Origin of the sequence: Telluribacter roseus (genome assembly GCF_017355915.2) — a bacterium.
Classification (GTDB): domain Bacteria; phylum Bacteroidota; class Bacteroidia; order Cytophagales; family Spirosomataceae; genus Telluribacter.
In genome coordinates this window covers 1-13,336 of record NZ_JAFEUV020000016.1, presented here as the reverse complement: position 1 = coordinate 13,336, position 13,336 = coordinate 1, and the positions used below count along the sequence as shown (strand labels likewise).

Genomic DNA, 13,336 nt, shown 5'->3' with positions numbered 1-13,336 from the left:
AAGCTTTTAGGTAAGAGAAGAGTAATTGCAGAGCTATTCCTGCAAAAATGTAGATGAGTTGTTAATACTGCTATACTAGATTTTTAAATAATCCGTCGATAGTCCTACTAATTGTTGCTGAGGCAAGTAGAAACCAAGGAAATCGTTTTTAAACCAAAATAAGGGGCATTGTAACCGTTAGATAAATTTTTTGCCAAAAACCTTGCCAGTTTTTTTGAAATTATTATCCATTTTATACATTTAGAAAGAATTTGAAATAGGAATAATTCGGTTGATAGGGTCATTAAATAAATAGAGAAATTTTAGGCTATCCTACTTATTTGCTAGATACGTTTATCGTAAGTAGCTATCAATTGTATAAAACAGAAAGCAATCTATTGATATTTCCTTTATCAATAGATTTTCAAGTCCAGCTGTCATTGCTAGGCAAGTTGGCTATTGTAATGGAAAAGGTTGGTGATGATAACACCAACAACGTCAAAAGTAGCTAGAGGTAGTTGTTCAAATCTAACTAAAAATCAAAATTTGTTATGGCCAAACAAACACCTAAAACTTCTAAAAGTAAGGAAGTAACAGCTCTCAGTATTCCTGAAATTCCAATTAAAATAACAGTTGAAATAATTGTCAGGCAGGAGAGTATTGTACAGCCAAGACTGAACCGGTTTCATTCGCTAGACGCGGCAGGAGGTGCAGGTTGCCCCGATAACAAGTTCTCCTACTCTTTCGATACACAGAATGCATCAGTTTTGTCACTAATCGTTGAAGAATTTGAAAAAGATAATCCCGATGGATCTGGTGAATTTACTACGTGTATAAATGATCCGAGTCCAGAGCCGAAAGTTCGGATAATAGGGCTGGCAAAAGAAGACAATGCAGGCGGGCGAGTCGCTCTATCATTGAAGTTTCTTGGGAAAGATATTTTTTCTTCACCGAAAGAATTTACTCATGGAGGTAATGGGTTTTTGAAACTAAATGTACTAGAAAAGCTACCTATATGACAAAAAGAAGTATTTTACTGTTATTCCTTTGTATTTCAACCTTGAAAGGAAAAACACAGTTCTTAACTCAAAGTGCCGAAGGAAAAGGGGCGGTTATACTGCCTTTGAACGGCGTCGCTGTCGGTTTTGATATAGGGAAAAGTGAAATAACAGTAGGTGCTAACAATTACAGTAAAGCACTTAGTAGTAGTAATAGTACACCTTTTAAAAATTGGTTTATAGGTGGAAATCTGTCAGTTAAAAATAGCTCAGGTATAGGAAACCTGTTCCAAAGTGGTGATATAGTTCCAGCAGGTAACTTTTATGGGTTTTTGGGCTTTAATATTAATAACAATAAATCACTTTTAGATGCTTGGAAGAGTTCTGGTGTTGTTGCTGCAAACAAACGAGAGCAAGAGAAACTACGTATATTATTCGAAAGTTATCGATCAGACATTGCCGACTACATTAAGGAATCTTTGCCATTCATCGAAGATGAAACCTTTAGAACGTCAAAGGGGCAGGATCTAATAAAGAAAGTATCAGAAAGTCCAGATGCATTTGCACTAAGACGTATTATTGTGGCAATACTAGCTGATAAAGACAAAAGACTTGAAGCTTTCAATATTGCTTTCAAAGCCTTACTAGAACCAAGGCAAAGAATTTATTATGAAAGTTACTCAAGGGATGATGAAACAAAGGCGATTAATTTAGCTTTCAGCGATTTTATCGATAACCATACTGTTCTAAGATTAACACCTTTTGTTTTTGGGGGTATCGACGCACGAAATTTTTCGCTGTATACTGGACTCAATACTACTTCACTTGGTAAATCCTTTACAGATACTCTATACAGAGGTGGGGTGTTTGGTGTCGGTATGAATGCACAAATTGGTAATGTTTGGTTAGGAGTTACTTATGCTTACGTAGATGGCGACAATTTCTCTAGTAACCTCATCAGTAAAGAATACACTTTAAGAACAACAGACGCATCTGGCAATCAGGAGCTTATCTCAGAAAAGAAAATTACTGGCTATTCAGGTAAATACGCCAAAGTCGCGAGTAATCAGTTGAATATTGATTTATTAAAAGAGTTTGCGTTAGGTGACACATCAAGATTGATTACTAACCTATACTACCGCGGCTCTATGGCTAGTCGCGATACAGCCTACCTTAAAAATATATCCAATTTAGGCTTAGGACTGTATTTCCTCGGTAGCAAAAGTAAATTTCTTGGGGGGCTTTATGTAGAGTTACCAGATATCAACAACAATATTGAAATGGCTAAGCCGGAAGCCGAACGCAGCATACGGCCTCCACTGAAAAAGCTGACCTTCGGAGTGGTTACTAGATTTAGTATCAACTCGATTATTGGATTTGTTAACCGCCCTCGTAAACCCGACTCATAAGCCTTAAGGATTTGATTTCAAAGTAGTGAACTTCTAAATTGTAAAATATGCCTGAAACATTGAAACATGCGATTACAAAGTACAACGCGCTTTCTCTAATTTTAGCGGAAGGCAGTCTAGATACATTAGGAGGAGTTCCTCCTGTACTGCTTTCATTTGATATGCAGCCTCAAATTCAAACGCAGTGGTGCTGGGCCGCTACCTCGGTCAGCGTCTCACAATTTTATGATCAAGATAGTAGTTGGACTCAATGTGAGGTGGCAGAATTAATTATGGGCTCCAGTTGCTGTCAAAACCCGTCTCCTTGCAACAAGCCTTGGTATCTTGATGAAGCACTTACTGTAACCAATAATTTTGTTTCCCAATCAGCACCTTTTACTTTTCAACAGGTGGAAGGAGAATTAAAAAATGACCGGGTAGTCTGTGCTCGAGTCGGATGGTGGGGCGGAGGCGGTCATTTTATGGTTATTTATGGTTGTAGAACCTTGAATGGCGTTAATTACTACAGCATTGATGATCCGATTTATGGCAAATCTGAAATTACAGAAACCGCTTTTCTAGATGCCTATCAGGGATCTGGCAGATGGACACACAGCTATACAACAAAACCAAATATAATTGTGATTTAGTCTCTATAAATGTTTTCGCGCACAGGTTTCTACTGCTTTAGCTAATCGATTATTAATTCGAGTTTACAAATTAATTCAATACTAATAGCAATCAATGTTCAAGTTCAAAAGTATAAAACCAGAGGATCTCTTAAAGGTCTACGCGATTAAAAATCAAGATCAGCAGGGCGCTATTGGAGCTTTTAGCGAAACAGGAGGAGCAAGAACCGATTTGGTGATGCCTCATGAAACTTATATGGTTGGCTTGTCTTCTTTAAAATCTTCCGAAGATCCAATGCCAAAGTCTTCTGGAGTGCGTGTGATTGATGCATCTGACACTAACTTTGAAAGGATTTATGATTTACATGTTGCTGGAGGTTCAGGATTGGAACCCCAAATGCTAAAAGATCACGATTATATTAAAGATTATGAATCTGCCCTAGATGAAATATTTGCTAGCGGAATGGAGGAGGAGGACTACGAAGTAAGAGCTTTGAGGGTACCAGCCATACATGTAGATGCCATTTGGTTACATAAGGAAACAGGTGCAAATGCCGACCTTTATATTCCGGTGCGAACCATGGGGTTTTTTGAAAAAAATATGATATATGATAAGAAGACCTTCTTTGATATATTAAAGGAAGCAGCAAAAGACTATGATCTATCTGATGACAGATTAGGTGGATAAAATGTAAATAAGCTAGTTATATTCCAGATACCTTCATGTAATATGGCCGATACAAATCAAAATGCATCACAAACTGAGCAGCAAAAGCAATTAACCGCAGAGGCCAACCTTCGTAAACTGATTGCAGAGGCTCGCGAAGCTGAAGCTAAGGCTGACAAGCAATTTACTGACGCTCAGAAGGCAGCACGTGATGCAGAAAGGGAAGCTTGGAAAGGTCCTGATGTAAAAGCTCTGGAAGGAAAATTAACGGCAAATGGAAACTTTATTGAAACGAGAATACTTGCCTACAAGTGCTTGACTGATTTAATAAATTTGTTGGTTGAAGAGATGAATAATAATTCAAGCTTTAAAGGAGAAGAGATAACCTTTGTCATTTATAATGCAGCAGATCTTCCGGCGATTGAATTATATTTAGCTACAATGGATCAACTGTCTGAACTGCAAAGTATAATAAAAGATAATATTAAAGCAGCCACCACTGTGCTTGAGAAGTCATCACAGCAAAATGCAGCAGGAGGTTCTGTTACTCCCTTGTCAGTAGGTTTTGCAGCAGCAGGCATTTTGCGCACAGCTGCTGATATTTTTTCACTTTTAAAGACAAATACTACGTTTATCAATTATGACATTGGTACTGATGAAGAATTAATTGTGAGTTGTTTTGCTGATGCAGTGAAGAAAACAAAACATAATTGGAAGATTTTTTATCCAGCATTCTATCCTGTACATGCAATTAATCAAGGTTCAGAGAATTCGGCATTCACGAAGTTGTTTATGGAAGTTAAAATTCACAGTAACAATGCGAATGATTTGCAGAAACGGATTAAAGACGAACTTGAACAGATTGAACAGAAGTTGCAATCAGAAATAGACTTACCCGACAGAAGACCGTTGGAGGTACGAATGCAGGAGTTAAATATGGCATTGTCGTCTCTACAAAGTTCATTAGAAGCATTTTTACAATTAGAATTGATGTTATTGGCAATCGATCAAAATACAAGAGTATCAACTCGGGCATTGGTAATGCGGGCAGAAAGGTTAGTTACAATATTAAAAGAATCTACTACTTATATATTAAAACTTACAGCTTGTTTGAGTGGAAGTAGCCAAGTTAAAGAAAATTTGTTTCGATCAACAAAGGTGCTGCATTCAGGTGGTACTCAATTAAGTTGTCTCATTTTTGATCAGAAGGGCAACATTCATTTTTCTGATAATCGTTGCGCATACAGTCCTTATATGGAATCTTCGGAAATGAGCAATACTTCTTCTGCTTCAGACAAAAAATTAGTTTAAACATTATATTCAGAGATTAGCCACCACGTAACAGACATTTTGTGTATAAAAAATCCCTTATATCATTCATATTTAGTTCCGAAAGTCCATAATAGGAATGCAGGTTTGTCAGTTCGAGCGGAGTTGGCAGAAATTTTCAAGTTGATTATTGCGTCATAAAATGTTTCCAAAAGCCTATCTAAATCTTTATTAACCTAGTATCAAATACACAAATTCATGAAAGAAGAGCATGTTATACTTCGTGTAAAGAAGGCTGCCAATCGAGATATATTTCTTGGAGGAGCTGCAAAGGCAAGCACTTTAGAGGCTGCTGCCGCTAGCATGACTGTTGAGGTTGATAATCTTGATAGGAACAACTTACCACAACTAGCACGAGACACTGATGTAGTTGCAGTAGCTCCAGTTATTCCGATGAAGTTGGTGAAACCGCTGGACATTCAGAATGTGTTGCAACCTGCTGCACATACTATAACATGGGGAGTTAAAGCCGTTGGAGCAGATACATCGCCTTTTACTGGTAATGGTATCGTAGTAGCTGTACTTGATACAGGCATTGATGCTACACACCCTGCCTTTGTAGGTGTTAATGTGATACAAAAAGATTTTACAGGAGAGGGAAATGGTGACACCAATGGACACGGTACTCACTGTGCTGGTACTATCTTTGGAAGAGATGTTAATGGTTTACGTATAGGTGTTGCTCCAGGTATAAAAAAAGCGCTTATAGGTAAGGTATTAGGAGATAATAGTGGTTCAAGCGCAAGTATAATCAATGCCATTCATTGGGCCACTCAAAATGGAGCTAATGTCATTTCTATGTCGCTTGGAATAGATTTTCCAGGATTTGTTGAAAGCCTGACAAGGAGCGGCATGCCTATTGATCTAGCAACCTCCAAAGCTTTGGAAGGTTACAGAGCTAACGTTCAACTCTTTGAAAAGATGGCTCAGCTTGTTCAAGCCGGTAGCTCTTTCTTTCAGACTACCCTCCTTATTGGTGCGGCTGGTAATGAAAGTCGGAAAGATCAACATCCTGATTTCGAGATTGCTGTCAGTCCCCCGGCTGTTTCTAACGGTTTTATTTCAGTGGCGGCTCTTATGGAGAACGCTTTAGGATTTAGTGTTGCACCGTTTTCTAATACTGGGGCTATGATTTCTGGACCAGGAGTAGGTATCATTTCAGCTAAGCCTGGTGGTGGATTGCAACAGATGAGTGGAACTAGTATGGCTACTCCCCATGTAGCCGGAGTTGCTGCCTTATGGGCTGAAAAGCTTCTAAGCTCTGGATCTTTAAATTTAAATATTCTTACTGCAAGGTTACTTGCATCTGGAGCCACACATGGTTTGATGGCAGGTTTCGATCCATTCGATGTAGGTACAGGAATGGTCACAGCACCTCAAGGTTAGAGTAACTATGCGTACGATCACGCTTGAGCTGCTGCGTCACGGTCCAGCACATAATCAATTGTTGTCTCCTTTGACGCCATATATGGCATTATGTGAAAACCATTCGTCTGTTACTCTTCATATTCCCTTTGAGCACTATCAGTTTTTACACAGGCTCAGTGGCCTAAGATATGGTGTTGATGAAACAGCCCGAGGATTCCAGCTTACCGACACAGCTCGTATAGTCGGTGAAATATTAGGAATGATTCCTGGATTAACAGCAGAGTCCAACAAATCAGATTCTACGGATGAAAGGCTTACTCACCTTCGATTAATACTGTCAGCATCGGAGCTTGCATTATTGCCATTTGAGTTGGCACAGGCACCAAACGGACTTCCCGGGTCAGGGCAGCACTTGCTCCTGCAGCCGCAGATGCCTATTTGCCTAACTCGTGAAATAAGACGTACAGGTGATGACCCATTTGCTTGGCCTCTTGCTCCTCGTATACTTTTCGTGGCAGCATCACCTCCTGTGGTAGGTATTATACCATACGAAATGCACTTACAAGCTCTAAGAAAGTTAATCGCTCCATGGGTCAAGTATCACAATAAATCAGATTTGAATGTTGATAATTCACGTATTGAGGAGCACTTAGTTGTACTGAAGGATGCGTCTATTGAAGCTATAGAACAGGCTTGTGCATCAAACGCACAAAAACCATTTACACATATACATATCTTAGCGCATGGAGTCGAACGAAATGAGGTTTATGATACCAGATTTTATTTAGCACTTCATGGAGTACAAGATCCCAACGAAGTTGATTATATAAGTGGCCCTCGTTTAGCTGCGGCTCTACGTGCAGCTTTACGTCCAGAGAGTAATCCACTAGCAAGACCTGCAGTTGTGAGCTTGGCCAGTTGTGACAGTGCGAATGGAGGTTCTGTTGTTGGGGCAGGTGCAAGTATAGCTCATGCTTTGCACGAAGCAGGTATACCACTTGTAGTTGCAAGCCAGTTTCCGCTTTCATTTGCTGGATCTGTGCGATTAGTTGAATGCTTGTATGAAGGTCTACTTTGGGGGACTGATCCTCGTTTGCTACTCTATGATCTACGCCGACGGTTATATGCTCAATTTCCTAATACACACGATTGGGCAAGTCTAACTGCTTACGTGTCATTGCCTGCTGAGTTCAATCAGCAGTTGCCTGAAATTCAGATTGAGCAAGCAATGCGAAGTATAAATGCCGCTATGAATCATGCGGATGAAGCAACACGTCATTTATCAAAAAAAATCAAAGACAAAAGATCTATTGAGAGTCAGGAAAGTCCTCCTGAATCAATTCAAAGTCTGCTTCAGGAGGCGCGAGATCGTATCAATGATGCAAAAAAACGACTTGAACGGCTTTTGCTGCGTTGGCCAAAACATAGAGCCCGTATTTGTGGCTTGCTTGCTAGCACAGAGAAAAGGCAGGCTGAAATATTATTCTCCGCTAGCCGTAACCCAAATGTAAACTCAAATGCATTACGTGACAGAAAAGAATCTTTTGAGTTATTAAGAAAGTCACGAAACCATTATTGGGACGCTTTTTTAGCAGATCGTTCTAAAAGTTGGGCAGCTGTACAATACTTATCTTTAACAATTGTAATGAGCTTAAGTAGTGAGTTTCCTGAAAGTCAATTTGTTGAGCAGACAGGGGCTAATTTTCCAGAGTTTAAAGATTTCGATCAGCCTGATAAAAAGGTAGGTGCATTATGGACTATGACACAACTACTTTCATCTTACGACCTTCACAGCGAAGACCGTCAATCTACAATTTGGGCACATGGAAATTTGATTGAACTCTATCTTCTCTCTAAAGTTATTCCTAGTTTATTTCAAGTATCTGAAAATGCTGCTCAATTATCTCAAGATCATACCGATGCCTTAATCAATATCTCTGGGAGAAAATCTTTTGCTGTTTATTCTACCCGGAGACAAATCTTAAGATATGTTGAGTGGTACTCAGAGTTCTGTGATATTCAACCAGTAGCTCAGCTGGCTGAACAAGTATTCGACCGTTTTCCTGAAGAAGCAGAGGAAGCTTGGAAGTAGAGTGCTATTTTGTATGTTGTTTCAGATTGCTATTAAAACCATCTCACTCCTGCCCATGTTGGCATAGTAGGAATTAGGAAACAACAACTACCCACTAAATGCAAGCCATCATCTTCTGCGGCCTTCAGGCTACGGGTAAGACTACCTTTTACCGGAATCACTTCCTGAAGACGCATATACGAATCTCGTTGGATATGTTGAATACGAGGAATAAGGAGAGCCAGTTTATAGAGCTCTGCCTGCGTACGCAGCAGAAGTTTGTGGTGGATAATACCAATCTGACGAAGGTGGAGCGGGCTAAGTACATCGAAGCGGCTAAGGCGAGGAAGTTCAGGGTGGTGGGGTACTACTTTGAGTCGAAGGTGGAGGATGCCATACGGCGAAATAGTACACGAACCGGTAAGGAGAACATACCTGAAATAGGGATCAGAGGTGCCTACAAGCGGCTGGAAAGGCCGGGCTACGAGGAAGGCTTTGACGAACTGTACTATGTTCGGATCGGAGAGGAAGGCTTTGTGGTGAGAGAATGGCAGCCATCTTCTTAACTTTATTGTATGAATAATTCCTACACCTATCAGGATCAGTTAGAGTCGGAGCGGCTGTATACGCGGTTTTTAGTACCGGAAGACGCCATGGCTTGGGCTGAATTCTTTGAGGACACGGAAGCGGTGGCGTATCTTCCGGATTTTTGTCTGGATACGGCAGAAGAAAAAGCCCAATACTGGATCAACCGGCAGTTGGGGCGCTACCGGGAAAACAGGTATGGCCTGCAGGCGCTTGTTCACAAGCAGACGGGTGAATTGATCGGCCAGTGCGGGCTCCTGCTACAGGAAGTGGACGGTCAGACGGAACTGGAAGTAGGGTACCATATTCTGCCCAGATACTGGGGGCAAGGGTATGCGCCCGAGGCCGCCCGGCTCTTTATCGACTACGCCTTTGAGCAAGGGTTGGCTCCCTCCATCATTTCCATCATCGACATCCGGAACATCAAGTCACAGCGAGTGGCTGAGAAGAACGGTCTGATCAGGGAGAAGCAGACGCGGTGGGCGGATCGGGATGTGTACGTGTATAGACTGATGAAGTAGGTCTGTAGATTGTCGTAAATGCCCCCCTTAATGTCCTGAACGCACCGCCTCGAAGTTGGATAGGGAAGCTTACTTTGTAGTAACCAAAACACCAGAAACTATGGCTACTACTAAAGCACTCAAAATTACCTACTGGGCTTCCACCGGATTTATCTTTCTTTTTGAAGGCGTCATGCCGGCTCTTACCACCCATACGGAGGTAGCGGTGGAGGGTATCCGGCACCTGGGCTACCCGGACTACTTTCGGGTGATGCTGTCGGTTTTTAAAGTGGCGGGAGCGCTGGCATTGATACTGCCTTTGGTACCGGCGCGGATCAAAGAGTGGGCGTATGCCGGATTTGTATTTACCATGCTCTCCGCCAGCGTGAGCCACTGGGTCGTGGATGGAATAGGGGAGTACAGTCTGTTCCCGCTCTTTGTGCTGGCGATCCTGACCATTTCCTACCTCACGTACCACAAGCTGCAATCTCAGCGTAAGGATAGTGCTCAATCCCACGTCTACCACCGTTCTGCTGTTTCGGGAGTAGCTCAGTAGCCCCCAGAAGGCATGAGGAAGATTTGGGTAGTACGTGCGTAGTACTCCCTCGAGCACTACGCACGGAGTCTATTTCTCCTACACAAGCTGTCCTCTAAGCTCCGGACGGGAATCTTTCGCCGAGGGATTCATGGCGACGATGCTGTTCCTGAACTGGAGGCTTACCTTGTCGCCATCGAAGCGGCAGGTTACCCGATCGTGGTGGGGGGATTCAATATACCGCCATAGCATCTCAAAGGTACTATCGTCTTTCCAGGTACCGCTGGCGGCCAGGGAGGCGCTGGTAATGTTACGTACCTTGGTTACTACCAAGTTGGGAGGTGTGCCGGGCAGGGAGGTAACGCCCTCTTTCCACTTCCCAAGGCCAACGGTGATGGGGTAGGTGCCACTGGCGTCCTTGAAGGTAAGGGTACCGCTGTTTTTCCCAAAATTGAAGGAAACAGTTTGGATATTCAATGTATTATCCTCTACCTTAAAGATTTTGCCCGATACCTTAGCGGCCATAGGTGATGTTTTCTGGGCCGGGAGGGGCGGCAGGCTCAGCGCGGCCAATTTGGTCTTTAGGGCCGTTGCTGATTGGGCATTAGCCGGTAAGGATTTACCCTGCATAGCGGGGAGCAGGTGCTCGTAGATGAGGTCGAGCTGGCCCTGCATATTGCTGGTCTGGCTGGTAATGGCTATGACAGCATCCTGATCGGGCATGACGATGGTGTATTGGCCAAAGGCCCCGTCGCCCCGGTAGGCGTTGTGGCGGCACCGCCAGAACTGGTAGCAGTAGCCCTGCAGCCAGTCGCTCTTCTCCTTGGCACCGGGATTGTCGGCGGGTACTGGTTGCTGGATTTTGAACGTAGTTGCTTCTTCGACCCAGGCGGCGGGAATTAGTTGCTTGCCATTCCACTGGCCTTTCTGCAGGTACAGTTGTCCAAACTTCGCCAGGTCCTCCGTCCGGACGCGCAGGCCCCAGCCTCCGGTATCAATGCCCTTCGGGTCGCGCTCCCAATCCATTCCCTCAATGCCCAGCGGGTCAAACAGCCGTGGTTTCAGGTAGTCCAGGACGCGCTGTCCCGTTACTTTCTGCACAATGGCCGAGAGCATGTAGGTAGCGCCGCTGTTGTATAGGAATCGGGTACCAGGCTGGTAGGTGATAGGCAGCGACAGGAACTTCTGAACCCAGTCGTCTTCCGTACGTATCTCGGGTGTAGAATCCTTCTCGTGCCCTACCGACATGGTGAGCAGGTCTTTCACCCGTAGAGCCGCCAGGTTGTCGCTTACTTGCTGAGGTACCTTATCGGGGAAGAAAGAAACCACTTTATCCTCTACCGTCAGCTTACCCTCGTGCACCGCCAGTCCAATGGCCGTGGAGGTAAAGCTCTTGCTCATGGAGTACATGGTATGCTTCAGGTCGGGGCGGTAGGGGTTCCACCAGCCTTCAGCAACTACCTGTCCATGCCGCAGGATCATGATACTATGAAACTCGTGTTTGCTGTTAGCCACCGCGTCCAGGAAGTTGATGATCCCAGCAGAGTTGACGCCCTGCGCCTCGGGGGAGGTACTGCGCGTCAGCTTTTGAGTATTGACGGGGTAAGCGGTGAGGGAGTCGGGGAAGCCCCATAGCAGGCTTACTCCGGCCGCACCGGCTCCCAATTGTTTAATGAATTCTCGGCGATTGGATGACATAGGGGGGGGTGGGTTGGCTCTGATATCAATATTCTGTAGTAAGGATCAGAGCAATGCTAACTACTTTGCTTTTGAGCCTAATATTATGATAGTAATGTCTTTCGCCCTCCTCCGTCGGGATCATTAGCTCAATTCAACTTCTCCGGGTAATGCTGTCGTTTGCCCTCACGGCCGGGCGGGCCCCGCCCTCTCAACGCCTCTGTATTTTATTTCGCAGGGCTATCGCCTTCTGCTTATAAAATAAGGAGGCTTATGAGAGGGCTGTTAGAAATTGCATAGTTCATGTTAAGTAGCGATAGGATTAATATTATTTATTAAACTATTCTATCGTTACAAGTTGGCACTTTGCGAAGTTTCTCAGCTCTCCCCTAAGCCGACCTTGCGCTGTGGGCCTTTGTGCGTTAGCCCTGCGCTGGCCCGCAGAGCACAGAGGCGTGGGGAGAGCGCCGCCCGCCCGGCGGAGGAGGGCAAAAGACTGCAATACCCCGAAAAGCAATAAAGAGCCGGAGGCGCCGGTGGAGGAAGACAATATCAGTATTAGTGTATACAAAAACGCCCCGCAGAAGTAGTGCACTGCTGCGGGGCTTGTGAGAATCTATAGAGGTACTTTACTGAGCTATGGGAGTGCCGGAGAAGGTTCTGCCTTGGGTATCGACAACGATCTTAGATACTTTACCCTGAGCGTTGCGCTCGAACTTTACCATTGCCTGTCCTTCGGCATCGAATGTATCGGCCTTACCGGCTACGGGTGTAAATACGCCCTGAACCGTGTCCGCGTGGAAATGAATCTGGCCGTCCTTAAGCGTCAGGGTTAGGAGGTCAAAGTCCAGCCCTTCCATTTTATATTTGCCAACATAATCAGTAAGAGCGGCAGCGCTGGCCATTTCTTTCCGGGCTTCAAAGGTACCATCGGGGATCTGTAGTCGCAGGCGCTCTACTTTACCCTCGGTATTACGGACAAAAGTCACGGTGGCTTCGCCGTTATTGGCGCTGTAGGTATCGGCCTTGCCACTTACTTCGGCAAAGTCGCCTTCATATTCACCGGCTACGTAGTGCAGTTTACCGTTTTGAGTAGTAACGACGATCTTGTCGAAGGGAAGATCGCTTATTCTGTAGGTACCTACATAGTCCTGCAGGTCCGCTACCGACTGGGTAGCTGTAATGGGAGAAGTTGGAAAGTGGCTTGCCATAACCAGTGTCGGAGCAGAGCAGGATACCAGTATGGAAAGGAGTAAAGTACTTGTTTTCATGGAAATAGATATGTTAGATGATGATGTAAAAATAGAAAAAGAGAGAGTACTGCAAAGAGAGTTAACGAATTTATAATATAGGAGGTAAAATTTGTATGTAAGCGGCAGGGAGAGGAGGCTGAGCGTAAAGCCGAAAATAGTGCTGCCTGATAAAATATCTTCTCTGTAAAGGAGTTATTCTATAATAGTAAAGCCCGCCGGAGGGGCGGGCTTTACTGTATCAGAAAGTGTATAGCTAGAAGCTAACTGTACTGGTTACTAAGGTTATAGAATATTTGGTATAAAATTTATAGTTTATGTTGGTTATGAAACTCCATAAAAATGCTAGCCTTACTCTAA

Annotated in this window: 12 protein-coding genes; 10 read left to right on the top strand and 2 right to left on the bottom strand. The window is 43.8% G+C overall.

Translation table 11 applies throughout. The features are described 5' to 3' along the window. The first annotated feature begins 530 nt into the window (after positions 1 to 530). The 10 genes from JTN23_RS21935 to JTN23_RS21890 all read left to right on the top strand — a co-directional run bounded on the left by JTN23_RS21935 (position 531) and on the right by JTN23_RS21890 (position 10,070). Positions 531 to 998, top strand: coding sequence for a hypothetical protein (locus JTN23_RS21935; RefSeq protein WP_247237215.1), 468 nt, complete (start codon positions 531 to 533; stop codon positions 996 to 998). Further along, positions 995 to 2,386, top strand: a complete 1,392-nt coding sequence (locus tag JTN23_RS21930; protein WP_247237214.1) for a hypothetical protein — start codon at positions 995 to 997, stop codon at positions 2,384 to 2,386. The genes JTN23_RS21935 and JTN23_RS21930 overlap by 4 nt, the downstream gene beginning before the upstream one ends. A gap of 47 nt (positions 2,387 to 2,433) precedes the next feature. Continuing rightward, on the top strand, positions 2,434 to 3,015 hold the full coding sequence (locus JTN23_RS21925) for a papain-like cysteine protease family protein (RefSeq protein ID WP_247237213.1): 582 nt from the start codon (positions 2,434 to 2,436) through the stop codon (positions 3,013 to 3,015). A gap of 94 nt (positions 3,016 to 3,109) precedes the next feature. After that, the gene (locus JTN23_RS21920) at positions 3,110 to 3,682 is read left to right on the top strand and encodes a hypothetical protein (RefSeq protein ID WP_247237212.1); all 573 of its coding nucleotides are present in this window, start codon (positions 3,110 to 3,112) and stop codon (positions 3,680 to 3,682) included. Between the two features lie 42 nt (positions 3,683 to 3,724). Continuing rightward, the gene (locus tag JTN23_RS21915; protein WP_247237211.1) at positions 3,725 to 4,972 is read left to right on the top strand and encodes a hypothetical protein; all 1,248 of its coding nucleotides are present in this window, start codon (positions 3,725 to 3,727) and stop codon (positions 4,970 to 4,972) included. 216 nt (positions 4,973 to 5,188) lie between these two features. Then, positions 5,189 to 6,376, top strand: a complete 1,188-nt coding sequence (locus JTN23_RS21910) for a S8 family peptidase (protein ID WP_247237210.1) — start codon at positions 5,189 to 5,191, stop codon at positions 6,374 to 6,376. Between the two features lie 7 nt (positions 6,377 to 6,383). After that, a complete protein-coding gene (locus JTN23_RS21905; protein ID WP_247237209.1) occupies positions 6,384 to 8,450 on the top strand; it encodes a CHAT domain-containing protein in 2,067 nt (688 codons plus the stop codon). A 98-nt stretch (positions 8,451 to 8,548) separates the two neighbouring features. Next, the gene (locus JTN23_RS21900) at positions 8,549 to 8,995 is read left to right on the top strand and encodes an AAA family ATPase (protein WP_247237208.1); all 447 of its coding nucleotides are present in this window, start codon (positions 8,549 to 8,551) and stop codon (positions 8,993 to 8,995) included. A gap of 9 nt (positions 8,996 to 9,004) precedes the next feature. Beyond that, positions 9,005 to 9,535 (top strand): GNAT family N-acetyltransferase, encoded by a 531-nt coding sequence (locus JTN23_RS21895; protein ID WP_247237207.1) that lies wholly within the window; start codon positions 9,005 to 9,007, stop codon positions 9,533 to 9,535. A 100-nt stretch (positions 9,536 to 9,635) separates the two neighbouring features. Then, entirely contained in the window at positions 9,636 to 10,070 is a 435-nt protein-coding gene (locus tag JTN23_RS21890; protein ID WP_247237206.1) for a DoxX family protein, read from the top strand. A 78-nt stretch (positions 10,071 to 10,148) separates the two neighbouring features. Here the strand turns inward: JTN23_RS21890 and JTN23_RS21885 are convergent, their stop codons facing one another. Together JTN23_RS21885 and JTN23_RS21880 are read right to left on the bottom strand one after the other, a co-directional pair. After that, on the bottom strand, positions 10,149 to 11,747 hold the full coding sequence (locus tag JTN23_RS21885; protein ID WP_247237205.1) for a serine hydrolase domain-containing protein: 1,599 nt from the start codon (positions 11,745 to 11,747) through the stop codon (positions 10,149 to 10,151). 608 nt (positions 11,748 to 12,355) lie between these two features. Beyond that, a complete protein-coding gene (locus tag JTN23_RS21880; protein WP_247237204.1) occupies positions 12,356 to 12,997 on the bottom strand; it encodes a DUF3471 domain-containing protein in 642 nt (213 codons plus the stop codon). Positions 12,998 to 13,336: the final 339 nt, after the last annotated feature.

Coding starts and splice junctions, on each gene's coding strand:
- JTN23_RS21915 (WP_247237211.1), top strand. CDS start 3,725: ATGGCCGATACAAATCAAAATGCATCACAAACTGAGCAGCAAAAGCAA.
- JTN23_RS21935 (WP_247237215.1), top strand. CDS start 531: ATGGCCAAACAAACACCTAAAACTTCTAAAAGTAAGGAAGTAACAGCT.
- JTN23_RS21925 (WP_247237213.1), top strand. CDS start 2,434: ATGCCTGAAACATTGAAACATGCGATTACAAAGTACAACGCGCTTTCT.
- JTN23_RS21905 (WP_247237209.1), top strand. CDS start 6,384: ATGCGTACGATCACGCTTGAGCTGCTGCGTCACGGTCCAGCACATAAT.
- JTN23_RS21890 (WP_247237206.1), top strand. CDS start 9,636: ATGGCTACTACTAAAGCACTCAAAATTACCTACTGGGCTTCCACCGGA.
- JTN23_RS21920 (WP_247237212.1), top strand. CDS start 3,110: ATGTTCAAGTTCAAAAGTATAAAACCAGAGGATCTCTTAAAGGTCTAC.
- JTN23_RS21910 (WP_247237210.1), top strand. CDS start 5,189: ATGAAAGAAGAGCATGTTATACTTCGTGTAAAGAAGGCTGCCAATCGA.
- JTN23_RS21880 (WP_247237204.1), bottom strand. CDS start 12,997: ATGAAAACAAGTACTTTACTCCTTTCCATACTGGTATCCTGCTCTGCT.
- JTN23_RS21885 (WP_247237205.1), bottom strand. CDS start 11,747: ATGTCATCCAATCGCCGAGAATTCATTAAACAATTGGGAGCCGGTGCG.
- JTN23_RS21895 (WP_247237207.1), top strand. CDS start 9,005: ATGAATAATTCCTACACCTATCAGGATCAGTTAGAGTCGGAGCGGCTG.
- JTN23_RS21900 (WP_247237208.1), top strand. CDS start 8,549: ATGCAAGCCATCATCTTCTGCGGCCTTCAGGCTACGGGTAAGACTACC.
- JTN23_RS21930 (WP_247237214.1), top strand. CDS start 995: ATGACAAAAAGAAGTATTTTACTGTTATTCCTTTGTATTTCAACCTTG.